Origin of the sequence: Novipirellula galeiformis, assembly GCF_007860095.1 — a bacterium.
Lineage (GTDB): Bacteria > Planctomycetota > Planctomycetia > Pirellulales > Pirellulaceae > Novipirellula > Novipirellula galeiformis.
In genome coordinates, this window is sequence record NZ_SJPT01000005.1 from 656,788 (window position 1) to 680,367 (window position 23,580).

The 23,580-nt window shown below is 55.6% G+C and carries 17 protein-coding genes; 15 read left to right on the forward strand and 2 right to left on the reverse strand.

The window, feature by feature from the left end; all coding sequences use genetic code 11:
- Window positions 1–141 precede the first annotated feature (141 nt).
- The 6 genes from Pla52o_RS16615 to Pla52o_RS16640 all read left to right on the forward strand — a co-directional run bounded on the left by Pla52o_RS16615 (window position 142) and on the right by Pla52o_RS16640 (window position 6,526).
- Complete coding sequence (locus Pla52o_RS16615; protein ID WP_146595693.1) at window positions 142–624, forward strand: TadE family protein; 483 nt, start codon at window positions 142–144, stop codon at window positions 622–624.
- A 50-nt stretch (window positions 625–674) separates the two neighbouring features.
- On the forward strand, window positions 675–1,118 hold the full coding sequence (locus Pla52o_RS16620) for a TadE/TadG family type IV pilus assembly protein (RefSeq protein ID WP_197169288.1): 444 nt from the start codon (window positions 675–677) through the stop codon (window positions 1,116–1,118).
- Between the two features lie 77 nt (window positions 1,119–1,195).
- A complete protein-coding gene (locus tag Pla52o_RS16625) occupies window positions 1,196–2,515 on the forward strand; it encodes a vWA domain-containing protein (RefSeq protein ID WP_231612404.1) in 1,320 nt (439 codons plus the stop codon).
- A 179-nt stretch (window positions 2,516–2,694) separates the two neighbouring features.
- The gene (locus tag Pla52o_RS16630; RefSeq protein WP_146595694.1) at window positions 2,695–3,153 is read left to right on the forward strand and encodes a hypothetical protein; all 459 of its coding nucleotides are present in this window, start codon (window positions 2,695–2,697) and stop codon (window positions 3,151–3,153) included.
- 175 nt (window positions 3,154–3,328) lie between these two features.
- A complete protein-coding gene (locus Pla52o_RS16635) occupies window positions 3,329–5,269 on the forward strand; it encodes a hypothetical protein (protein WP_146595695.1) in 1,941 nt (646 codons plus the stop codon).
- Between the two features lie 183 nt (window positions 5,270–5,452).
- On the forward strand, window positions 5,453–6,526 hold the full coding sequence (locus Pla52o_RS16640; RefSeq protein ID WP_146595696.1) for a sigma-54 interaction domain-containing protein: 1,074 nt from the start codon (window positions 5,453–5,455) through the stop codon (window positions 6,524–6,526).
- Between the two features lie 121 nt (window positions 6,527–6,647).
- Here Pla52o_RS16640 and Pla52o_RS16645 read toward each other — a convergent pair whose 3' ends face one another.
- Window positions 6,648–7,535 carry a carbon-nitrogen hydrolase gene (locus Pla52o_RS16645; protein ID WP_261343353.1) on the reverse strand — a complete coding sequence of 296 codons (888 nt, stop codon included), beginning with the start codon at window positions 7,533–7,535 and terminating at the stop codon, window positions 6,648–6,650.
- 32 nt (window positions 7,536–7,567) lie between these two features.
- Here Pla52o_RS16645 and bioD point away from each other — a divergent pair, with 32 nt between their 5' ends.
- From bioD to Pla52o_RS16675, 6 genes are all read left to right on the forward strand, one after another.
- Window positions 7,568–8,299 carry a dethiobiotin synthase gene (bioD, locus tag Pla52o_RS16650; protein WP_146595697.1) on the forward strand — a complete coding sequence of 244 codons (732 nt, stop codon included), beginning with the start codon at window positions 7,568–7,570 and terminating at the stop codon, window positions 8,297–8,299.
- Window positions 8,300–8,496: 197 nt separating this feature from the next.
- Window positions 8,497–10,968 carry an excinuclease ABC subunit UvrA gene (uvrA, locus tag Pla52o_RS16655; RefSeq protein WP_231612405.1) on the forward strand — a complete coding sequence of 824 codons (2,472 nt, stop codon included), beginning with the start codon at window positions 8,497–8,499 and terminating at the stop codon, window positions 10,966–10,968.
- A gap of 91 nt (window positions 10,969–11,059) precedes the next feature.
- The gene (gene cls, locus Pla52o_RS16660; protein WP_231612420.1) at window positions 11,060–12,499 is read left to right on the forward strand and encodes a cardiolipin synthase; all 1,440 of its coding nucleotides are present in this window, start codon (window positions 11,060–11,062) and stop codon (window positions 12,497–12,499) included.
- A 257-nt stretch (window positions 12,500–12,756) separates the two neighbouring features.
- Window positions 12,757–15,858, forward strand: a complete 3,102-nt coding sequence (locus tag Pla52o_RS16665) for a DUF1553 domain-containing protein (protein WP_146595699.1) — start codon at window positions 12,757–12,759, stop codon at window positions 15,856–15,858.
- 6 nt (window positions 15,859–15,864) lie between these two features.
- Complete coding sequence (locus Pla52o_RS16670) at window positions 15,865–17,304, forward strand: DUF1501 domain-containing protein (protein ID WP_146595700.1); 1,440 nt, start codon at window positions 15,865–15,867, stop codon at window positions 17,302–17,304.
- Between the two features lie 98 nt (window positions 17,305–17,402).
- Window positions 17,403–17,789 carry a DUF3127 domain-containing protein gene (locus tag Pla52o_RS16675; protein ID WP_146595701.1) on the forward strand — a complete coding sequence of 129 codons (387 nt, stop codon included), beginning with the start codon at window positions 17,403–17,405 and terminating at the stop codon, window positions 17,787–17,789.
- Between the two features lie 168 nt (window positions 17,790–17,957).
- On the opposite strand, the gene Pla52o_RS16680 is transcribed toward Pla52o_RS16675, so the two are convergent.
- Window positions 17,958–19,976 carry a thioredoxin domain-containing protein gene (locus tag Pla52o_RS16680; protein WP_197169290.1) on the reverse strand — a complete coding sequence of 673 codons (2,019 nt, stop codon included), beginning with the start codon at window positions 19,974–19,976 and terminating at the stop codon, window positions 17,958–17,960.
- Window positions 19,977–20,795: 819 nt separating this feature from the next.
- Here Pla52o_RS16680 and Pla52o_RS16685 point away from each other — a divergent pair.
- From Pla52o_RS16685 to Pla52o_RS16695, 3 genes are all read left to right on the forward strand, one after another.
- Complete coding sequence (locus Pla52o_RS16685) at window positions 20,796–21,143, forward strand: hypothetical protein (protein WP_146595703.1); 348 nt, start codon at window positions 20,796–20,798, stop codon at window positions 21,141–21,143.
- A 411-nt stretch (window positions 21,144–21,554) separates the two neighbouring features.
- Window positions 21,555–22,484: a DUF1559 family PulG-like putative transporter gene (locus Pla52o_RS16690; protein ID WP_146595704.1), complete on the forward strand. Its 930-nt coding sequence runs from the start codon at window positions 21,555–21,557 to the stop codon at window positions 22,482–22,484.
- Window positions 22,485–22,674: 190 nt separating this feature from the next.
- On the forward strand, window positions 22,675–23,079 hold the full coding sequence (locus Pla52o_RS16695) for a carboxypeptidase-like regulatory domain-containing protein (protein WP_231612406.1): 405 nt from the start codon (window positions 22,675–22,677) through the stop codon (window positions 23,077–23,079).
- Window positions 23,080–23,580 lie beyond the last annotated feature (501 nt).

Below are 23,580 nucleotides of genomic sequence, written 5' to 3' on the forward strand. Positions count from 1 at the left end.
CCCCCCTAGCGCATCATTCGAGCTCAGGCAAATCATTTTCCCAAAAAGTCTCGACTTCCTGTGAATTTGCGAGCTAGGTTTTCGATAGAGCCGGAGCCCCCTCCTTCTCCCCCGGTCCAAACCCTTCAGTCTCTTGCAATCATGTTCACACGACGCACCCCCTTTCACGGCAATTCACGACCCATCGGTCGCGGCGTCCATGGCATTTCCCGTCGAGCTCGCCGCGGCGTTGCAATGGTCGAATTTGCGGTTTGCATCCCTGTTTTGCTTGTCTTGACGCTGGGTACGATCGACCTTTGTTCGATGTTGTTCCTGCGAGAATCGATCACGTTAGCGGCGTATGAAGGCGCCCGTCGCGGCGTCGGACGAGGTTACACCAACAATGACGCGACGACGCGAGTGCTTGAGTTTTTGGATCAGCGCAACATTCGGCACAACGGTAGCGGCTCGGTGTCATTCAGTTCACCTGGCTTTGACAGCGCAGCAACGCTGCAAAACGTCACGGTGACCGTCACCATTCCCTGTTCGGGAAACCTACTGGTTCCCTCGGGAATGTTCACTGATTTGACCATGACAACCAATGTCACCATGCGAAAAGAGTACCAGAACCTCGACTCGAACTAGACACCCATGCCACACCGACATCGACTCCTTACCTGACCGCAACCACATCCATGAACCGTCGTCCCATTCCAAACGCAACATGCCATCGACGCTCGCGCAAGAAACGCGCTGGCGCCGCGATGGTGGAGTTTGCCATCGTCGCCAATCTCATGTTCGTGGTGATTTTCGCCTGTATGGAGTTCGCACGAATGAACATGGCTCGCAACTTGGCTCAGGATGCGGCTTACTTCGCCGCGCGCACTGCGATGGTTCCTGGCGCGACCAGCGACGAGGCGACCGCCGAAGCCGATCGCATCATGGGCTCGATGCTGGATGAAAGCGGCTACGACGTCACCGTTAGCGATGTCAACTTCCAATCCTCCACCATCTCCGTAACGGTCAGCGTGGACCTCAAAGCGATCGCAATGTTCACCCCCATGTTTTTGCCAAACAAAACGATTGAAACCACGGCGGTGATGAAGACCGAACGTTATGAAGGTTTCTACGAACAATAGCCTCAACCATCTTTTTGCCACCCCTTGCTTATTGGCGCCACCGGGACATTTCTTCGTCTTTTGCTGCGATAACCACCATGATGCCTCTCACTCAACCTCGTTCCACCTCGCGTTTTTCCACCACTTCGTTTGTGCAATCGTCACGTCAACGACATGGAGGCGTGTTTGCGTTGATGGCGTTGATTTTGCCTGTTTTGGCATTACTTGCCGCCTTCTGTATCAACAGTGCTCAGATGCAACTCAATCGCACCGAATTGATGGTCGCGACGGATGCCGCAGCCCGCGCTGGCGGTCGTGCATTCAGTGAGCATCAAACGGTCGAAGCGGCAAAAATCGCTGCGATTGCGACCGCAGCAATGAATAATGTCGATGGACAACCGCTGCAGGTTCGCAGCGACGACGCAGCGAACGAAATCGAGTTTGGCATTACGACTCAACCCAACGGTTTGGCCGGGCGATACGAATTCCAGAAGCTACCCACCGATGTGGTTCGCCAGGGTTCCTTGGTCGCAAGTGCCGTTCGAGTCAATGGTCGACGAGATACGGGGTCGTTATCCGGCCGCGTACCATTGTTCATTCCGGGGATGCTCAACGCGAGTGACTTCGGAACGGCTCAAGCTTCCGTTGCCATGCAAGTCGACCGCGATATCTCGCTGATTCTCGACCGCAGTGGATCGATGGTACCGGACCTCGATTTCGATTGGCCGCGAGGCAAAGACCCCTACTCCACCGACGTCAAAGAAGCCGCTGTTGATGCCGGCGTCATGAACAAGACCATCCGAAACAGCAGGCGTAGAACGTACACCTCGTACGATTATGCCAGTGGCTATAACGAAATGACCTACAACCAATGGGTGTGGAAAGAACATTTCAATCTGCCGGATTGCCCGACGCAACCATGGCAAGATTTGGTCGCGGCGGTCGATGCCTTTCTAAACGTGCTCGATACGACCGTGCAAGAAGAACAAGTCTCAGTGGCAAGCTACGCTTCGAACGCGTCGCTGGATATCTCGCTCGTCAAAAATTTCACTCTAATCCGATCGATCGTCAATTCGCTCAACCCCAATGGGTACACCGCGATCGGCGATGGCATGGAATCAGGCATCCAGGCGTTACTAAATGCCGCAGCACGCCCTTACGCGGCCAAGACGATGGTCGTGATGACCGACGGAAACCACAACCGTGGAACCGATCCCGTCACGGTGGCGAGAAACTTTGTCAGCCGCTATCCGCTCACGATTCACACCGTCACGTTTGGTGACGGGGCGGATCAACAACGCATGCGGCAAGTCGCCGCCATCGGCGGTGGCAAGCACTACCATGCCGATAACGGCGAACAATTGATCGCGATCTTTGAAGAGATCGCAAACAACCTGCCTACCATCCTGACGGAATAAACTCCACTCCAAGCCACAGCGCACGCCCCGGCATCAGTGAGGCAAAATCGCGTCTGCTTCAGTCCCTCGCGTTTGCTTCAGGGGAGGGTTTGCTGGAAAAGCGGCAATCGCCCAACTTCGATACACGCGTCTGTGGCCTTCCCAATCGCCCTTGGCCTTCCAAACACTTGACAAGTACCATGGAAAATACTCCATCACCCACTCTGCCAACTCCGCCAACGTCCCCTGCAACCCCTTGGATCTGGCTTTCCATTCTCGCGTCCCTGGGCGTCATCGTGTGGGCATTCACAATCCCGATGCGTCATAAGCCGGACGATGCAGTGAATCGCTCCCAGCAGAGCGTCTCCACGACGACGGTATCAAGGCAACAGAGTGCATCCGATGACATCGCGATCCGAGCCCAGCAGTATCGGGCTCATGCCATCGAAATGGATGCCCAATTGATGAAGATTCAACGCAAGAAGGACGAGGCTTACCAAAATCAAGTTTTGCCGGGTGAACAAGAGGCCCAAGCCTATCAGGCGAACTATCGAAAACGGATCCTGGAGAAAATTAAGCGACTGGCGACGGCAGAAAAAGGATCCCCCGATTGGGTTTATCGCCAACGGTTGATCGACTCACTCGAGGCCCCTCAATAGCGAGCGGTCAATGAATCACCGCCCCGCAGCTCGCTTTGATCGCCCCTTTCGGATCGAGATTTGACGTCAACGCGGCAATTTCCGAGATGAATTTTGCCATCCGTTGCCATCGATTTACTTGATTATGATGGAAGGGCTGTCTCCCCATGCATTCCTGTAAACTCCTACGGTTCTCATGTCCTTCTCTCCCTCTGCCATCCTGCTTTCCCTATTGCTCCCCGCCTTGATTCTGGTTGGGGGATGGACGGAACGCCTGAGCGCTCAAGACGATTTGTTTGCCGAGCAAGCCGGAGAGGGGATTTTTGGTGCAGCGGCCCCCCCCGCCACGCCAGCGTCATCCGACGCCGAACAAACCGAGGATGCGTTGACCGAGCAACTGAAGCTGAAAGCCCGGCGCAGTAATATCGAATTCGCCGAATCGATCTCCGCATTGATTCGGGTCGGTCGCTGGGAAGATGCCAATACACTTCTAGGCGAGGTCGCAGGACGCGAAATCAACGAATCGGTGTTGGCCGCGATGGCCGATCGCATCGAGCCCGCCTTGCGACTTCGGATCATTGGCTCCGAAAAGATCGATGACAAAGCTCGTGGTTTCATTGAAAGGTTGTCCAAGGCGGCCACCTCGTTCGCTCAATCGGAAAAGCGGTTGAGCGATGCGGTCGATCAACTCGATGCTGCGTCGGTGGATACGCGCATCGCTGCGGTGCGAACCTTACTCAATGGCGGCAACCAAGCGATCAAGGTTTTGGTGGCCAGCGCGGTTTCCCAATCCCCCACCGCACCACGCGATGATATTTTGCGAACCATGCTGCGTTTGGGTGACGGTGGTCCCCAAGCCCTACGGCAATTGGCACTCTACGCCGCTCCGCCGGAACGATTGGCGGCACTGCAATCACTCGTACGGATTGATCGTGATGCCGCGACCGACGAAATGGTCACGGCGTTGTTGGCATTCGATGCCACAAAAGATGAAATCGACTATGTGAGCGATCATTTGCGTGGTGCATCCAAAGCGTCAATCGATCGCGATCGGGGGATCGGATTCTTAGCGAACCAATTGAGACGTTATCGGTCGATTGCACAAACGATTGACAACGACGACCAAGTGCAAGTGCTATGGAGCGTCAACAAGGACAAAAACGGTGTCGAGTTCAAAGAAGTGCAAATGATGCTTGCCGCCTATCGTGATGCAGCCGATGCCGCTTCACGACTCCGTCGCATTAGCACGTTACCCACTCCGATTGCCACCGAAGCGATCACAGCGGCACTCAGCTATCGAGTCATCCTTGATCAAGATTGGGGAGATGCGGAACAACTTGCATCGTTTCGTAGCGAGTTTAGTTCGACACTCCAAAACGTCTCGTTGCTCGACATGTTGGCAACGACCCTGCAAACCGCCGACATTCCTGCGGCGATTGGTGTGTTGCGATTGATCGGTTCCGTATCCGAGTCCGATGATTTGGCGAGTTTACGATTATCGGCCGCCTCGCAACCCACCACATTGGTCGCAGCCGCGATCTCGGCTGAGCCTCGGATTCGATACGAAGCCGCCGCCGTGATTGCTCGCTTGAGCGCCTCGGACGATGCTCCACGAGAGTATCCGGGCAGCAGTCTGGTGTTGAAAACTTGGTTTGAAATGGCGTCGTTGAACAGTCTTCCCGAGGCGATCTTGGTGGAAACGCGTGCCGAGGTGATTCTGACTCAAGAGATCATCCTGAAGCGTCTTGGATACACCGTCACGGTCGTTCATTCGGTGGCCGGTGCCGAGCGTGCCGTTGCGGCCAGTCGTGACCTACGGATGATCGTTTCGAAAACGCAATTGGCCGATGCGACGCCGATTGAGTTGATTGATCGGGTTCGCCGACAACCCCAAGGCGAACAGGTGCCGATTGTCTTCTTTGGTGACGACGTCAACGGCATCAACCAACATCGCTGGTCCGCCCCGATCCGCTCGTTCACGGAACCCCCCTCGTCGCCGCTAGCGTTCGCCGAATTACTCGATGCGATGCAACTCCGTAGTCGGATGCCCGAATTGACTCCCTTGGACCGAAAACTGTACCGCCAAATCGGCACCGAAGCGTTGGAGCGATTGAGAGCCGACCGCGAAGGAGCATAGCGGTTGGTTTGCTGAATGGACCGACCGGAGTCATCGGGTACCCAAACTTGGGGCGGCAAGTTATTTTCAAGGGCTGAAACGCGATATATTAGCGATTCAAGACGAGGCGACGTCGAAGATCTTATGACGTCGCGGCACAGCTCGGCGATTATCGCTCGACCAGGAACAACGAACCTACCTTCTATGGCGATGCTCGGCATATCCTCAAACGGTCCCGGCGAGGCACCGATCGCAGGCATTATTGGCAATTCGCCAGCGATGCAGCAGGTCTATCGCGTCACACGCCGAGTCGCTCCCAGCAACGCTTCGGTGCTGATTCTCGGGGAAACCGGGGTGGGAAAGGAACTGATCGCCGGTGCTGTTCACCGTTTGAGCCATCGCAGCGGGGGTCCATTTGTTCGCGTCAATTGTGGAGCCCTGAGCGAAAGCTTGCTCGAAAGCGAACTGTTTGGGCATGTCCGCGGTGCGTTCACCGGGGCGGTCGCCAATCGCGCCGGTCGCTTCGAGGCGGCTCAAGGGGGTACCATCTTTCTGGACGAGATCAACAGCACGACGCTCACGCTGCAGGTCAAATTGTTGCGAGTGCTGCAAGAGAAAGAGTTTGAACGGGTCGGCGATACGAGCACCTTCAACACCGACGTGCGCATTATCGCCGCCAGCAATCGCGATCTAATGAACGAAGTTCGCGAAGAACGGTTCCGTGAAGACCTGTACTGGCGTTTGAACGTCGTTCCGATCGAAATCCCGCCCCTGCGTCGACGCCGTGAGGACGTCCCCGCCTTGGTCTCGTTTTTTCTCGAACACTATAACGAAATCAACGATCGCTACGTCGCTCATATCGCCCCAGGAACACTCGACGCGCTGCAAAGCTATCACTGGCCCGGCAACGTCCGCGAGCTGCAAAATTACATCGAACGCGCCGTCGTGATGTCGGAAACCGACGAATTGACGCTCGATCTTTTGCCACTTTGCGTGACCAACAACGACGTGCCGGTCGGTACCGAGAAACCGACGGGCGACATGAACGAACTGACACGCGAAGTCGTCATGAAAGGACTCAGCGAAGCGGACGTTGACGAAGGAGGCGTCCATCGCTTGGTGGTCGATCGCGTCGAAAAAGAATTGATCGCTCAGGTCTTATCGGCCTGTGCAGGTGTGCAAACCAAAGCGGCAGCGATGTTGGGCATCAACCGCAACACGCTGCACAAAAAAATCAAAGACTATGGTCTGGACGAGACCGACAACGAATCACCCTAATCCAAACAGCTCAAGCAGGCCGAAGCGGGGCAGGCCGAAGCAGGGCGGGCCGAAGCGGGGCGGGGCGGGCCGAGGCAGGGCGAAGCGAAGCATCATGAAACCGGGGCATCGCGGATGCCGATCAACTGGGACGCATCAATGGCGAGTCGTCGTTCCAACGATTCAACAGCCCACCATAAGCATCGATTCGCCGGTCGCGCAAGAACGGCCAATGCGTGCGAACCAAATCGATTTCATCGAGGTTGCATTCGGCAATCAACAGCCCTTCGTTTTGATCGCCTTCGGCAACCACTTCGCCGCGTGGCGAAACGATGATGCTAGAGCCCCAAAATTCTAAATTGTCTTCGATCCCGACTCGGTTGGGAGCGCCCAACCAAAGTCCGTTGGCGATCGAATGGGCGCGCATCGCGGTTTGCCAGGCATCGCGTTGCCCGGCACCAAATTCTTCCTTTTCCTCGTGAATCCAACCGATGGCGGTGGGGTAAAGGAGGATCTCGGCACCCGCCAATGCGAACAACCGAGCCGCCTCGGGGAACCATTGGTCCCAACAAATGCCAATTCCGAGCTTGGCAAAGCGAGTTTGGATCGGTCGAAAGCCAAGGTCCCCTGGGGTGAAATAGAACTTTTCGTAGAACAAAGGATCATCGGGAATATGCATTTTGCGATAAACGCCTGCGGTCGATCCATCGGCATCGAGCACGACCACGGTATTGTGATAAAGTCCGGGGGCACGGCGTTCGAAGATCGGAGCCACGATCACCACCTCGAGCTCTTTGGCGAGTTTCGCCAACGCCTCGGTCGACTCACCCGGAATCGATTCCGCCCAATCGAACATCCGATGATCTTCGCTCTGACAAGGATAAGGTCCATAAAACAACTCTTGCAAACAAATGATCTGAGCTCCCTGGCGGGCGCTATCGCGGATCCATTGTGAGGCGTTTTCGATCATCGCTGACTTCGAGCCAGCGTCTTTCATTTGCACGAGTCCGAGTTTGACGTTGCGTGTCACGAGTACTACATCCAAGAATTAAAGAGGCAAACATGAACCAAGTTAAACCAGCGGCATCCCCCCCATCATCCGCGACGGGTATTCGACAAGCACGCCGATTGTTCATTTCCGGAACCGATACCGATGTCGGAAAAACCTTCGTGGCCAGTGCGATGGCGAAGCACTACCGACATTCTGGCATGAAGGTCGGCGTCTACAAGCCGGTAGCAAGCGATTGCCATCCCGAAAGCGAACAAAGCGGGGCGAAAATCGTGGCCGCCGACGCCCTTGAATTGTGGAACGCTGCGGGAAATCCAAGGACGCTTGCCGAGGTGTGTCCGCAACGCTTCCGCGCTCCGCTGGCTCCCACCCGCGCCGCCGCTGCCGAAGGGCGAACCGTCGACGCGAATCAACTGCGGCAAGCCGCCGAAGCGTGGCTCACCGGCTTCGACGTCGTGATCATCGAAGGCGCCGGAGGCCTACTCAGCCCACTGGCCGAAGGCGTTCTGAATCTTGATTTGGTGAAACAATTGGCGCCGATCGAGTTGGTGATTGTCGCCGCCAACCGATTGGGCGTGATTCACCAAACGCTGGCGACCTGTGCCGCCGCGATCCAAGGGGGGGTTACTCCGACCGGCATCGTGCTCTGTGACACCTCGGAAAACCTGGACGCCTCGGCTCACGAAAACGCGGCCGAAATCACACGCTACACATCAATTCCAATCCTGGGACGCGTCGGGTATGCGGCGAGCGAGGTCCCCTGGGCCGATCGCTTGCTCAGCTAACAATTGCAAACACCGCAAACAAATCACTTGGCCATGAGCCGCATCGGGTGCGTGAGTTTACCGATGGCACGAATATTGCCGTGGTTTATGATGACGCCCGTCCAAGCACGCAACCGTACGATCTCCTCTAACGAGACTGCACCATCGCCCGAAAGAAAGCCAAGAGCGTCCCCTGTGATTCGGAACACTGCATCCAAGTGCGCGGTGCACGCGTCCATAATCTCAAGAACATTGACGTTGATCTACCGCGTCACGCACTCGTTGTCTTTACGGGCATCTCGGGATCGGGAAAGTCCTCGCTTGCGTTCGGGACGTTGTTTGCCGAATCACAGCGCCGATATCTCGATTCCGTGTCCCCTTACGCGCGTCGTTTGATCGACCAAGTTGGCGAACCGGACGTCGATTCCATTGACGGGCTGCCTCCCGCGGTCGCACTTCAACAACAACGCGGAACCCCATCGGCACGATCGTCCGTGGGCAGTGTTACCACGATTTCCAATGGCCTGCGGATGCTCTATTCGCGTGCTGGGGAATACCCGCGTGCTCAGAAGATGTTGTACGCAGACGCGTTCTCTCCCAACACACCCGAGGGCGCGTGTCCTCGATGCCATGGCATCGGACGCGTGTTTGAAGTGACTGAAAAATCTCTCGTCCCCGACGATACAAAGTCGATTCGAGAGCGAGCGATCGCGGCATGGCCGCCCGCGTGGCAAGGCCAAAATCTGCGTGACATCCTGGTTTCGCTCGGGCACGATATCGACAAACCATGGAAAAAACTGCCAAAAAAAACTCGCGACTGGATTCTTTTTACCGACGAAACCCCCGTGGTACCGGTCTACGCCGGGTTCGATCTTCAGGAATCTCGCCAAGCGAGAGAGCGAGGGGAGTCGCCAAGTTACATGGGCACGTTCGCCAGTGCGAGACGCTACGTGTTGCACGCATTTGCGACGACGGAAAGCCAGCGGACCAAGAAACGCGTATCTCAGTTCATGCAGATTTCGAAGTGCCCCGACTGCGACGCAAAGAAACTAAAACGCGAGTCGCTGGCGGTGAAGTTCGCGGGACTCGACATTGGCGAATTGTCACAACTGACGCTGACCGAGCTCGCTCGACGACTGCGCGATGCGGCCGATGCCAAACCGGCCCCCAGCGACCTGCATCGCGAAAAGGCGATCGTGGCTCAGCGGATTGCCAGCGACATTCTTGCCCGAGTCGAAGCGCTGACGACCTTGGGCTTGGGATACTTGTCGCTCGAGCGCAGTACGCCCACGTTATCGCCCGGTGAACTCCAACGTTTACGGTTGGCCACTCAGATTCGTTCACAATTGTTCGGCGTCGTCTATGTTCTCGACGAACCATCGGCCGGGCTGCATCCCGCCGACACTCAGGCCTTGCTCGGCGCGCTCGATGAACTCAAACGAGCGGGCAACTCCTTGTTCGTCGTCGAACATGATGTCAACGTTATCAAACACGCCGACTGGATCGTCGACATCGGCCCGGATGCGGGAACTCATGGCGGCGAAGTGATTTACAATGGCCCCCTCGACGGCCTGGGCCAAGTCAAAGCGTCGCACACCGCTCGATATCTATTCTCAACCGATGATCCGACGCAAGCCACGCCGCGAAAGCCAACCAAATGGCTGAAGTTAGAGCGGATCGAGCGGAACAACCTGCGCGGACTCGATGTTCGATTTCCCCTCGACGTGTTGACGACCGTGACGGGCGTGTCGGGGTCGGGAAAATCGAGCCTTGTGAGCCAAGCACTTGTCGAACTCGTTAACGATGCGCTGGGACAAAAAAAGACCGTCGAAGCTCCCAATGGCGAGGTCGATTTGCTGGAGCGAGAGCTGGAGACGACCACCGGCGGGCGGATTGTGGACGGCATGCAATTCGTGCGGCGATTGGTGACCGTTGACCAAAAACCGATCGGTCGCACCCCGCGATCAAACCTCGCCACCTATACCGGTTTGTTTGACCACGTTCGTAAACTGTACGCGGCGACTCGCAAAGCCAAAGCTCGCCGCTACGATGTCGGTCGTTTTTCGTTCAATGTTGTCAAAGGTCGTTGCCCTAATTGTGAAGGAGCGGGCTTTGTCAGCGTCGAGCTGCTGTTTCTTCCCAGCGTCTACACGCCGTGCCCCGTGTGCCATGGCCAGCGGTACAACGAGAAAACGCTCGAGATCACCTATCGCGACAAAAACATCGCCGAAGTGCTCGATTTGACCGTCGAATCCGCATCCGAGTTCTTTGCCGATGAAACTCCGATTCTGCGCGCCCTCGATGCGTTGCTACAAGTGGGTCTGGGCTACCTGCGGCTTGGTCAACCCGCAACCGAACTCTCGGGCGGCGAAGCGCAACGCATCAAACTTGCAACCGAACTACAACGTGCACAGCGAGGCGACACGCTCTACGTGTTGGATGAACCCACAACCGGTCTGCACCCCGCCGACGTCTCGATGTTGATGGCCCAATTGCAGGGATTGGTTGACGCAGGCAACACGGTCATCATGGTCGAACACGACATGCAAGTTGCTCGCAGCAGTGATTGGATCATCGACATCGGCCCCGGCGCTGGCGAGGAAGGTGGGCGCGTTGTCGCCCAAGGCCGCCCAGGAAAAGTCGCGAAATCGAAAACCAGTCGCACCGCCCCATTCCTGCGTTGCGATTGAACCGTCAACTCCGATGCCGGGAATCGCGAAACTCACGTGGCGCTAAGGCCACAACCGCCCACAACCAACTCACCGAGGAACTCCATTGACCGTGCTGGTTCAAGGACTCGCAATCGCACACACGTTGACCGTGCTCGCTTTTTCGATACGCATTCTGTTGCGTGACGATCTTTCTTCTGCGGCTCGATTGGCATGGTTCCTCGTCATGTTATTTGCACCCTACGTCGGTGCGGTCATCTACTTGTTGTTCGGCGAAATCAGCTTGGGACGAACGATCCACCAGCGTCACGACGAAGTATTTACGAAGCTTCGTGCCATGGCGGATCCGGCGTTGGGAAGCTGTGATCGGAACCTCGACGGCAATGTGGAACAGGGTTATCAAACGGCGTTTCGAGCCGCCTCGGTCGACGGTTTTGAAACGACCGCGGGAAACCGTGCCGAGCTGATGCCTGATGCCGAAACCGCTCGCTTGAGGCTGGTCCAAGACATCGACAACGCGGCCGAAAGTGTACAGGTTCTGTACTACATCTGGCTTGATGACAACACGGGAAAAAACGTCGCTAATGCATTGATCCGCGCGGCTCAGCGAGGCGTCACTTGTCACGCCATCGCCGATGGGCTGGGTTCGCGAAAGTTTGTCCGCTCCAAGTGGTGGCGGGACATGCGCGACGCAGGCGTAAAGTTGACGGTGGCACTGCCGCTCAAGTGGGTTGTCAATACGATTCTGTTCAGCCGTCTGGACCTGCGAAACCACCGCAAGATCACCGTCATCGACAGTCGGATCACATGGTGTGGCAGCCAAAACTGCGCCGACGCCGAGTTTCGTGTGAAGCCGAAGTACGCCCCTTGGGTGGACATCATGTTGCGGATCGAAGGTCCGGTGGTAGCCCAGTGCCAGCTGCTCTTTGCCTCGGATTGGCTGCTCAACAGCGGCGAAGAAGTGCCCGCTTCGCTGCAACTCAAAGCGGACGGATTTGACGACGGCTTTGCCGCACAAGTTTTTGCCGACGGACCGACGGAGCGGCGCGGAGCGACCCCTCAATTATTCGCGACCATGCTGACACTCGCTCGCCGCGAAGTGGTGATCTCGACGCCCTATTTCGTGCCGAATCCCACCGTTCTCGATGCGCTGTGCGCTGCGGCGATCCGCGGAGTCAACGTGACCATGATCTTTCCTAAACGCAACGACTCGCGGATCGTTGCAGCGGCCAGCCACAGCTACTACCGACAACTGCTCAAACACGGCGTCAAAATATTTGAGTTTCGCGATGGACTGCTTCACTCGAAAACGTTCACGGTCGATCGCGCACTCTCATTGATAGGCTCGACCAATCTCGATCTCCGCAGTTTTGATCTCAACTATGAAAGTGACATTTTGCTGCGCGACGATGATCTGACGCAATCGATTTTTGAGCGCCAGCAAGAGTACCTCTCTCAGTCCGATCCGGTGACACTCGGCGACGTCAACGCTTGGTCGTATTCACGCCGTATTTGGAACAACGTCATTGCCACGGTCGGCCCCATTTTATAGTTCAACCACGTCTCGCCAATTTCTTAACTCCCAAGTAGGCCTCGCTGGTTCTTCAACACTCAACTCCTAATCTTGATCCCGTCGGCGCCACTGCGCTGGACCGAAGCCAAGCGGAGAAGATTGGGATCGAGAATAAGCGGGGAGCCAAACACGACCTCAAAGAATAGTCTAACGTGGCGATCCAGAGACCAACTCTCTGAGAACGGTGTACAATGGTTTCTGAAAGCGGAGCCGCGATGGACCCAAGTAGGAAATGCATGAGCGTTGTTGAACCACGTCGTTTTGCAACTTTGACGTTGCTGTGTGCGGTTGCGAGCTTCGCTTGGGGTGAAGACTCCTCCGGCTCGGATCGCGCCGTCGGCTTCAATCTCGATGTCCGCCCGATCCTCTCGGAAAACTGCTTTCATTGCCACGGATTTGACGAAGCGGCACGTCAAGCCGACTTACGACTCGACACCGAAGAAGGTGTTAAAGAGAACGCGATCGAGCCTGGCGATGCGGCCCAAAGCGATCTCTATTTGCGACTCATTTCGGACGATCCTGATCTTCGCATGCCGCCCCCAGGCTCGGGACGTTCGCTTCGCGAGGATCAAATCGAAACCATTCGAAAATGGATCGACCAAGGAGCGGATTATGAAGGCCATTGGTCGTTTGTGGCCCCTCAACGCCCCGAGGTACCCGAGCCTAACGCAGGCCAGCGCGCCTACAATGCGATCGACCATTTTGTCCAAGCCAAGCTAACGAAAAACAATCTCTCGATCGCACCCGAGGCCGATCGTGAAACCTTGATTCGCCGAGTCACCTTTGATTTGACTGGATTGCCGCCCACGATCGAAGAGATCGATTCGTTCTTGGCCGACGATTCAGAGGATGCCTACGAACGATGCGTCGATCGGTTACTCAAACGCGACGCTTACGGCGAACGAATGGCCGCCGATTGGCTCGATGTGGCGCGCTACAGCGACACCTACGGTTTCCAAGTTGATCGTGACCGGTTCGTTTGGCCGTGGCGTGACTGGGTGATCCGGGCGCTGAACCAAAACATGCCCTACGACCAATTTATCACCGAACAACTTGCTGGTGATTTGCTACCGGGCGCCACCCGCGACCAGATATTGGCAACCACCTTCAATCGATTGCATCCCCAGGAGTGCGAAGGGGGTAGCGTGCCCGAAGAGTTCCGCATCGAATCGGTCGCCGATCGTACGCAAACGGTTGCCACTGGGATCATGGGTTTAACGATGGAGTGTTGTCGTTGCCATGACCACAAATACGACCCACTGAAGCAAAAAGAATACTTCCAATTGTCCGCGTTCTTCGACAACATTGCCGAAGCCGGCTTGTACTCTTTCTTCACCAACGCGATCCCCACCCCGACGTTGCCGCTGCCCACGCCGGATCAAGAACAACAGCTCGCTACGACCACAACAGCCGTTGAATCGGCCTGGCAAGCGCTGCGAAACGCGGTTACCGCACGTCAGGAGGCAGCGGCTAAATGGGCCGCGGGTCTTGAGTCGCTCGACGCCGAATCAAATGACGTCGAAACCCAGCTTGCCCCCCCGATCCTGGCTCTCGATTTCGAAGACACACCGTCTGCCCCCAATACGCAAACCGAAGGCGTTATCGGAAATGCTGTAAAACTAACCGGGGATGATCCGATCAACACCAAGGTCGGCAATTTTTCGCGTTTTACGCCTTTTTCAGTTTCGTGCTGGATCAAATCGCCCGATGTCAAATCGCGGGCGGTGATCTTCCATCGCTCGCGTGCTTGGACCGACGCCGCCAGCCGCGGCTATGAACTGCTCATCGATGAAGGCCGACTCAGGTGGTCGCTGATTCACTTTTGGCCTGGCAATGCGATCAGCATCCGCAGCCATGAAGCGATTCCCACCGACCAATGGATCCATGTCGTCGTTAGTAACGATGGATCCAGCAGCGCCGCGGGATTGGCGATTTACGTCGACGGAAAACAAGTCGAAACCGAAACGGTTCGCGATTCGCTTACGAAAAATATCACCGGCGGCGGTGGTGACACCATCGCCATTGGCGAACGATTTCGCGACAACGGATTCAAGCTGGGATCGGTCGACGAATTTCAGGTCTACGATACCGAGTTGACCAAGCTGGAAATCCAACGGCTTTGCGCAGCGAAACTGCCCGCCGCAAACCCCACGGCGGAAACGGCCCAACTGCTTCGCGACCATTACCTGGGTCGCATCGACGACACCGTAGAACGAGCTCGCCAGCAGCTGAAAGAAGCTCGCAAAAATCTCTGTGCGGTGCAGGATGCCGTCGACGAGATCATGGTCATGAAGGAACTGTCGGAACCGAAACTAAGTTATTTGCTTGAGCGTGGTGTTTACGATCAACGCGGCGAAGCAGTCGAGCCAGCGACGCCAAGTATCCTACCAAACTTTCCCGAAGATGCTCCGCGCAACCGGCTCGGACTCGCGCAATGGCTCACCCGCAACGACCACCCGTTAACCAGTCGTGTTGCCGTCAACCGTCTTTGGCAAATCTGCTTTGGTGAGGGAATCGTGCGTACGCCCGAGGACTTTGGCAGCCAAGGTGCACCGCCTACGCATCCCGAATTGCTTGATTGGTTGGCGGTCGAATTCATCGAGAATGGCTGGGATATCAAGCGGATGCTCAAACGAATTGTAACGTCGGCAACCTATCGGCAATCCAGTCAAAATCCCGATCCCCAATCGATGGCGACCGATCCCGAAAACCAACTGCTCAGCCGTTTTCCCAGCTATCGACTGCCCGCCGAGATGATTCGCGACAACGCGTTAGCGATCGGCCAGCGTTTGGTCACGGCCGCCGGCGGCCCTCCGGTCAAGCCGTACGATATCGAAGAATCGTTCAGTCCCTCCAAGCGAGACAGCGGCAACGGCCTGTACCGACGCAGTCTCTACACGTATTGGAAGCGGACCGGCCCCGCCCCCACAATGATGACGCTTGACGCAGCGAAACGCGACGTGTGCCAAGTCAAACGTGAACGCACTTCGTCGCCTCTGCAAGCGTTTGTGCTGATGAACGGGCCTCAATTTGTCGAGGCAGGGCGTGTCACAGCGGAAACGCTCATACAACTGCATGGCGATGACACGGCTGCCATTCTAGTCGATGCGTTTCGTAAAACGACCAGCCGGAAACCGAGTGCGACTCAACTCGAAACGTTACAAACGCTTTACCAAGCTCAACTTGATTACTTCACACAGCACGATGGTCGCACAACTCAATTTTTGGCGATCGGCGACGCGGAAATCGATGATGGAATAAATCGCGCCGCGTTAGCGGCAACCAGCGTGGTGGTCGGCACTCTAATGAACTTTGACCTTTGCGTGATGAAGCGATAACAAATCATGAACAAGCACCTAACAAGCGACTTTGCTTTTCCTCGCCGCACGATGCTCAGTCAAATGGGGATGGGTTTCGGCGCCCTGGCGGCAAGCCAGATGCTACATACCGAGGCGACTTCGCCATCGAGCAGCAACGGAATCCTCAAAGCCCTGCATCATGCCCCCCAGGCAAAACGGGTGATCTTCCTGTTTCAAGCGGGTGCTCCGTCCCAGTTGGATCTGTTCGATTACAAACCGCTGCTTAATGAGAAACAGGGCAGCGAATTGCCCGGCGAAGTCCGTGGCGGCCAACGGTTAACCGGGATGAGCGGGAACCAGTCGAGCCTGCCGTTGATCGGGTCGCCATTCGAGTTCAAACAGTACGGCGAAAGCGGAACGTGGATGAGCCACTTGTTGCCGCATACCGCCGGAATTGCCGACGACATCTGCGTTGTCAAATCGATGTACACCGAGGCGATCAACCACGGCCCTGGAGTCACATTCATGCAAACCGGCAGCCAATTTCCCGGGCGACCGAGCATGGGGGCGTGGATGGACTACGGGCTGGGCACCGAAAACCATGACCTGCCCGCCTTCGTCGTAATGGTTTCCAAGAACGGGAGCGGACAACCGTTGTCATCGCGGTTGTGGGGCAATGGTTTTCTGGCCAGCAAGCATCAAGGCGTTCAATTTCGCAGCGGTAAAGATCCTGTGCTGTATTTGAGCAACCCGGATGGGATTGATAGCAGCAGTCGCCGCACCGCTCTGGATGCACTGAACCAATTGCACGAAGGACAACTCGCCAAGGGACCCGATCCGTATGTCGAGACCCGGATTGCTCAATACGAGTTGGCATTTCGGATGCAAAATTCGATTCCCGAAGCCACCGACTTTGCGGACGAACCCGAATCGGTGTTCGAGTTGTACGGCAAGGATTCTCGAAACCCAGGAACGTTTGCGGCCAATTGCTTGCAAGCACGCCGACTGGTTGAACGAGGTGTCCGTTTCGTACAGCTGTATCACCAAGGTTGGGACCACCATGGTGGGTTGCCCTCGGGATTGCCGCGGCAATGTGCGGCGACCGACCAAGCATCGGCGGCATTGGTAAAAGATCTGAAGCGGTGCGGGCTACTCGACGACACCCTCGTCATTTGGGGTGGTGAATTTGGCCGGACCAATTACTGCCAAGGCAAATTGACGGAAAACAGCTTTGGTCGTGACCATCACCCACGCTGTTTTTCGATTTGGATGGCCGGCGGCGGGATCAAACCTGGAATCTCGTACGGAGAAACCGATGAATACGGTTACAACGTGACCGAAAATCCGGTGCACATTCACGATCTGCATGCCACGATCCTGCACCTGATGGGGATCGATCACGAGCGTTTGACCTACAAGTACCAAGGACGCCAATTCCGTTTGACCGATGTGCATGGCAGCGTCGTACACGATATTCTCTCGTGATTCCGGACGGTTGCCAGATCGTGGTCGCTTTCACCATAATGGCGCAATCGGTATCACGAATTCTGAAGTTTTGAAGCATAAGAATAGAGCAGTTTGGTATGAGCGACTCGAAAGTCAGCGGCGTAGTCCATTTGATCGAAGACACCAAGACCTACGGAAACAAAGGTTTTCGCAAGCGTCTTGTTGTGCTTGAGCAAGAAAAGGGAAGCTTTACCAACTACGTTCCGCTTGAATTTGTCAAAGATGGCTGCGACGCCGTGGATGACATCAAAGTCGGCGACGAAATCGAAGTGGTTTACCGCTTAAGCGGACGCCGCTGGCAAAAGGACGAGCACAGCGAAGCGAAGTACTTCCTGAACGCCGAAGCGTTGTCGTTCCGACTCGTTAACGGTGGCGGCGGTGCAGGCGACACGATGACCGAAAAGGTCTCGCGTTCAGCGAACGATGCCTTCGACGAAGCCAACGAAGACGACGCCCCGTTCTAGTGCAACGTCCGTTGATTGCTCCGCAATCAAAACGCTAGAACCTCGTTTAGAAGTCAAATCAATTATTGACGGATTTCCCCGTAGCGAAAGTCGTCAAGACGTTCGGCTCCTCCAAGAACTCCCGAAACTCTGGGCGAGGTTCGCTAGGAGAGACGTATCCCACGTTGATCAGTCCGACTCGACGTAGTCCGCTAACACGGCGGCCATCCTCGGTGCGGCGGCAGGGTTCTGCTTGATCACTGCCGCAGCGGTGACTGCGAGCTTGCCGAGATAGTCTTTCTCGGCAAATACGTCAGAATGCTTTTTCAAGTACAGCAGATTCTCGGCGGCCACGCTGGCTCCGGCTGGCAGCGCGCCGTCAGTGGGATTTTTCATCCGCACGATCAATAGCGACTGCTCGGCAGTCGTAAAGAAAAATCCGCCCACCGTTTCATCCCAGAACAACTCGATCTGCTTCTCGGTCAACGACTCAGCCGCCTTCATCCATTTTGCTTCGCCAGTGGCTCGATGCAGGGCAATCAGCCCCGAGACAAAAAACGCATAATCATCGAGATAGCCGTCAAGCTTTTTCGCGTCCGAGGCATAGTCGCGTCGCAACGTTCCATCATCAGCAGCGAGTTTTGCGAGTATAAAATCAGCAGCCTTCGTTGCCGCTCCGATGTAATCGGAGCGATCGAGCAATCGGCCACAATCGGCTAGGCCCGCGATCATCAACCCATTCCAAGCCGCCAACACCTTCTCGTCTCGCAACGGACGCTCGCGTTTCTCGCGGATCGTCAGCAACTCGGACTTTACGACCTGCATTGCATCCCACAGGTTTTCATAGGTTTGCTCGCTTTGCTTGGCGATCTCAGTCAACGAGTGTTTCGGCGCGGGTGCAAAAAACTCGACTTCAAAATTTGGTTTCTCGTGGAATTGATAGATCGTGGCGAACCGCTCAAACCCTTTGAGCGACTTTTCGAGCGTTTCGATTTCTTCCTTATTCCAGCGATAGAACTTTCCTTCCTCGCCTTCGGAATCGGCGTCGAGCGAACTGTAGAACGTAGCATCATCGGACTTCAGTTCCCGCAGCACGAAATCACAGATCGCGATAGCTACGTCGCGATACTCTTGCCGCTTGGTGATCTCGAAAGCCCATGCGTACACCGACGCCAATTGACCGTTGTCGTAAAGCATCTTTTCGAAGTGGGGAATTTGCCAGCGACGATCGACGCTGTAGCGATGAAAGCCGCCTCCGATGTGATCGAACATCGCTCCGCTAATCATTCCATCGAGCGTTCGCGTCAGCATCTTCAGTGACGTGTCACGCTGGGCTTCCGACGTCGACTCACGATCGATTCGGTCCATCAAGAAATAGAGATTCGAAGGTTCGGGGAATTTGGGACGGTTCGGTTCGGCATCCGAAAAACCGAAACCACCATAGATCGGATCGAATTGTTCATCGAGCGAAGCAGCCACGCGGTCGATTAAGTTTTGATTCAGCGCCGCTTCAGCCGTATGCAACTCCTCCTCGGCAATCCCACTGCGATTTTGCTTGATCATCAACGTCAATGCTTCGGCTTGGGTTTGGACCGCATCTTGCTGCATTGTCCATGCCTGGTCGATCTGGCCAAGGATACTCAGGAAGCCCGTCGATTGACCGCGATCGCCGGTTCGAGCTGGAAAATAGGTGCCTGCCCAAAACGGTTTTCCCTGCGGCGTTAAAAACACTGACATCGGCCAACCGCCATTGCCACGATTAACGATCTGAACCGCTAACATATAGATCTGGTCGACATCGGGGCGTTGTTCACGATCCACTTTGATGCAAACAAAGCGATCGTTCAGCAGCGCTGCGATTTCAGGATCGACAAACGACTCGCGTTCCATCACATGACACCAGTGACACGCGGCATAGCCGACCGACAGGAACACCATCTTGTTTTCGCGAACCGCCTTCTCAAAGGCCGCTTCGCCCCAGGGATACCAATCGACGGGGTTGTGGGCGTGTTGCAGCAGATACAGACTCGATTCGCCGGCAAGCCGATTGGCGGGGCGAGCGTGTTTCGCTGGTTCGCCCGCGGACACTTCTTGGTTTGATGATTCTTGCTTTGACGCTTCCTGCACGGGCGTTTCTTGCCCACGACACGCACATGTCGCGAACATCGTCAAAGCGGTAAAGATCAACGAGTAATAAAATGAGGTCATCTGGCAGCATCCTGAAGAGGCAATGGCGGATGATGGCTCACGTCTTTGCAGCAACAGGAGCGAACCATCTCGACTCATTCTAACGCACGCCCCCGTCGTGGATTTTGCTGAAGATCCTTTTCTGCGAGGTTGGGAAAGTTCATCCGATGCTAGGCAAGGGACGTGTAGCCACGTCCACTACGGCAGCCAAAATGCAGAGCAGTATAAAACTTTGTCATCCGACGGGATCCTTGCGTGTCACGGTGGATGAAGATTTTGATGGGTGGCACTAACTCCCCTAACTCCCTAACTCCGTTTCGACCGAGTGATTTCGCTCCTTCGTAAACAAGGACTGATGCAACTGAAACGTAGTGGATCTTGCTAAAGACCCTTTTCTGCGAGGTTGGGAAAGTTCATTCGATGCTAGGCAAGGGACGTGTAGCCACGTCCACTACGGTAGCCAAAATGCAGAGCAGTGCAAAACGTTGTCATCCGACAATGATCCTTGCGAGTTATGGTGGATGAAGATTTTGATGGGTGGCACTAACTCCGTTTCGACCGAGTCGATTTCGCTCCTTCGTAAACAAGGTCTGATGCAACTGAAACGTAGTGGATCTTGCTAAAGATCCTTTTCTGCGAGGTTGGGAAAGTTCATTCGATGCTAGGCAAGGGACGTGTAGCCACGTCCACTACGGCAGCCGCAGAACAGTAGAAAACTTTGTCATCCGACGGGATCCTTGCGTGTTACGGTGGATGAAGATTTTGATGGGTGGTACTAACTCCGTTTCGACCGAGTGATTTCGTTCCTTCGTAAACAAGGTCTGATGCAACTGAAACGTAGTGGATCTTGCTAAAGATCCTTTTCTGCGAGGTTGGGAAAGTTCATCCGATGCTAGGCAAGGGACGTGTAGCCACGTCCACTACGGCAGCCAAAATGCAAAGCAGTGCAAAACGTTGTCATCCGACGAGATCATTGCAGCAGTGGTTGCCTACCATGTGTGGAACGCTACGGACTACGCCGCATTCCGTAGCGTCGCCGCAGGCCGCGACATCGCAGCTTGGCTTTGCCGGCGATGGTCACCGGCCACACTCCGAGAAATGGGACCGCGGTTTAGTCTGTCAGGCGTCGACAGTGTTTCGAACCTGGTCCGTCGAGCGGAACGTCGGCACAGGGAGTCCTCGCTGTAGCGTCAAGACGCTGAAAAGATTGAGCAGCCGCTTCACTTCAACACCCAAACACAAGTCGCTGCCCCCGACGAAGCCCTGACACAATGTTGTTACCGCAGTCGAACCTCCGCCAGAGACCGAAGTCGGTGGCTAGTCGTTCTTCGTAAGAAACTTTCACTCTCTATCGAAAACCGGTTTTATCCCAGCACTACCGGACATCGTTTCCTCATTCAGGGGTTGACTGCGCCCCTATGAGGTATTACTCTCGCCCTAACGGGCATTAACTTCGCCCTAATAGGCTCTAATGGGCCACACAGTGTTTGTTGCAAGACAACACAAATAATCTTCGGGCCACCGTGTTTGTTGCAAAACAACACAAATAAATTACTAATCCAGGCCCAGCTTTTATCACATTCTTTTGGGGAAATTAGCATGCAATGTTTTAAGAGGTTTTCAGGAGCGACCCGCGCCGGCTTTACGCTCGTCGAGTTGCTCGTCGTCATTGCGATCATTGGTGTTTTAGTCGGATTGTTGCTGCCAGCGGTCCAAGCGGCGCGCGAGGCGGCGCGGCGGATGCAATGCAGCAACAATTTCAAACAGATTGGTCTGGCACTGCACAACTATCACGACACCTTCAATAAATTTCCGCCGGGTGAGATCTCCTTGAGCCGGATCGGCGTCTTGGCCCTAATCTTGCCACAGATCGAGCAAGGGGCACTGCACGATCAGCTTTCCACTGCAGGCGCCTTCATTGCCCGAGGTACCGCCGAGGCACCGAGATGGCAGGACAACCCGGCCATTATCTCGACCGGAGCTACCCCCTTGGCAAAGACGGTAGTCCCTGCCTACATCTGCCCGTCCGACCCCAGCCCCGATCTGAACGAGCGGCTGAAGTCAAACGTCAGTGGCGCATTCGCCAAGGCGAACTATGTCGGTGTTTATACGTCCGTCACTTACAACACCGCTGGCGCTAAGACCTCTGACAAGTTGGCGACCTTTTATAACGACTCGGAAATCAGATTCCGCGATATCATCGATGGAACCAGTAATACGGTTGTCATGGTCGAGCGTGCCGGCATATCTCCTTGGAACGCTTCGTTGTGGATCGGCTGGCATGACCTGACCGGGTCGATCAACAACAGTTACCAGTTCGGACTTCGAGTGCGGATGAATCGATTATCCAACGACACGGACTACCCGATCAACGGGCGCGGTTCCTACGCGGCCAGTAGCCTCCATCCCGGTGGTGCCCAATTCCTACGCGGCGACGGATCGGTCGTCTTCCTTCCCGAGACGATCAGCCTGCCAACCTATTCCGCGTTGGGGACGATCAACGAGGGTGAGGTAATCGGCGAATATTGATCCGCTTGGTGAAAAACGCGGTCGCGGCGTTATAGGAATCTCACCCAATTCAGGACGCGGCTTATCACTAATGCACCAGATTGCGACGATCGTTTACGTCGCAATCTGGTAATCCAATCCATGCGAAGCATCGTCTTCGCATTACGATTGGACTAACCTGTACACGCTAGATCAATGGAGCAGAGCTGGAATGCATCGATATCACATTACATTGTCGCTAATGGTTTGCTTGGCCATCAGCCTAACCGGGTGCGGGTCAAGCGGGCCAACCCTGGCGGAGGTCAGCGGAACCGTCACACTCAACGGGCAACCGCTACCCGACGCCATGGTCAGCTTCTATCCGACCTCGGGTGAACGATCGGCTCACGGCGTGACCGATGCGGCCGGCCACTACACTCTAATGTTCACCGGCCTCAAAGAAGGAGCCCTCGTGGGTCCACACTCTGTCCAAATCGAGACGGGTGTGCAGGTCGGCGAGGAAGAGATAAGCCCCGCCGCAAAGGTCGCCCAACTGCCCGCCAAGTACAACAAAGAGACGGAGCTAACCGCCGAAGTCGAACGAGGCTCGAACACGCTCGACTTCGACCTGCAATAGCCCACGACAGGCGGATTTCAGTGGGTCGGTGTTGCTTGCACAACTGAGAATATTGCGTGTGGGAGCAATGCCGAGGACGAGGTTCGCGGACACTTTTTGGAAACTCGCTTTCGTCGTCAAATTTTGTCGACGAAGCGAGTTTTTTTCGTGTACGCAGCTTAGGTGGACCTACGAATAGCGAACCTCGGCGGCCCTTAACTAGGATGGTCCCTTCTTTCGCAATCGAACAAATGCTGGCTGACTGCGTGCTCAACACTGGATTCGCGTGGGGACGATTCGTGTGGGGACAGAGCTCAATGCTCGGAGGTATCGCATGGGGACAGAGCCCAATGCGCGGGGGTTGACTTCGGATCATGTGGGGCGAACGATTGAATGTTGGCCAGTTACCCTGTTGCTGCTGCCGTTTTGCGAGGTGTGATCGTGGCTCGTCTGACACGCTCGGAAGTCTTTGATCCCGGTGAAATTGCGATCGCCCACATCTGTAGCCGGACCGTGCGGCGA

Coding starts and splice junctions, on each gene's coding strand:
- Pla52o_RS16615 (WP_146595693.1), top strand. CDS start 142: ATGTTCACACGACGCACCCCCTTTCACGGCAATTCACGACCCATCGGT.
- Pla52o_RS16620 (WP_197169288.1), top strand. CDS start 675: ATGAACCGTCGTCCCATTCCAAACGCAACATGCCATCGACGCTCGCGC.
- Pla52o_RS16625 (WP_231612404.1), top strand. CDS start 1,196: ATGATGCCTCTCACTCAACCTCGTTCCACCTCGCGTTTTTCCACCACT.
- Pla52o_RS16630 (WP_146595694.1), top strand. CDS start 2,695: ATGGAAAATACTCCATCACCCACTCTGCCAACTCCGCCAACGTCCCCT.
- Pla52o_RS16635 (WP_146595695.1), top strand. CDS start 3,329: ATGTCCTTCTCTCCCTCTGCCATCCTGCTTTCCCTATTGCTCCCCGCC.
- Pla52o_RS16640 (WP_146595696.1), top strand. CDS start 5,453: ATGGCGATGCTCGGCATATCCTCAAACGGTCCCGGCGAGGCACCGATC.
- bioD (WP_146595697.1), top strand. CDS start 7,568: ATGAACCAAGTTAAACCAGCGGCATCCCCCCCATCATCCGCGACGGGT.
- Pla52o_RS16665 (WP_146595699.1), top strand. CDS start 12,757: ATGAGCGTTGTTGAACCACGTCGTTTTGCAACTTTGACGTTGCTGTGT.
- Pla52o_RS16670 (WP_146595700.1), top strand. CDS start 15,865: ATGAACAAGCACCTAACAAGCGACTTTGCTTTTCCTCGCCGCACGATG.
- Pla52o_RS16675 (WP_146595701.1), top strand. CDS start 17,403: ATGAGCGACTCGAAAGTCAGCGGCGTAGTCCATTTGATCGAAGACACC.
- Pla52o_RS16680 (WP_197169290.1), bottom strand. CDS start 19,976: ATGACCTCATTTTATTACTCGTTGATCTTTACCGCTTTGACGATGTTC.
- Pla52o_RS16690 (WP_146595704.1), top strand. CDS start 21,555: ATGCAATGTTTTAAGAGGTTTTCAGGAGCGACCCGCGCCGGCTTTACG.
- Pla52o_RS16695 (WP_231612406.1), top strand. CDS start 22,675: ATGCATCGATATCACATTACATTGTCGCTAATGGTTTGCTTGGCCATC.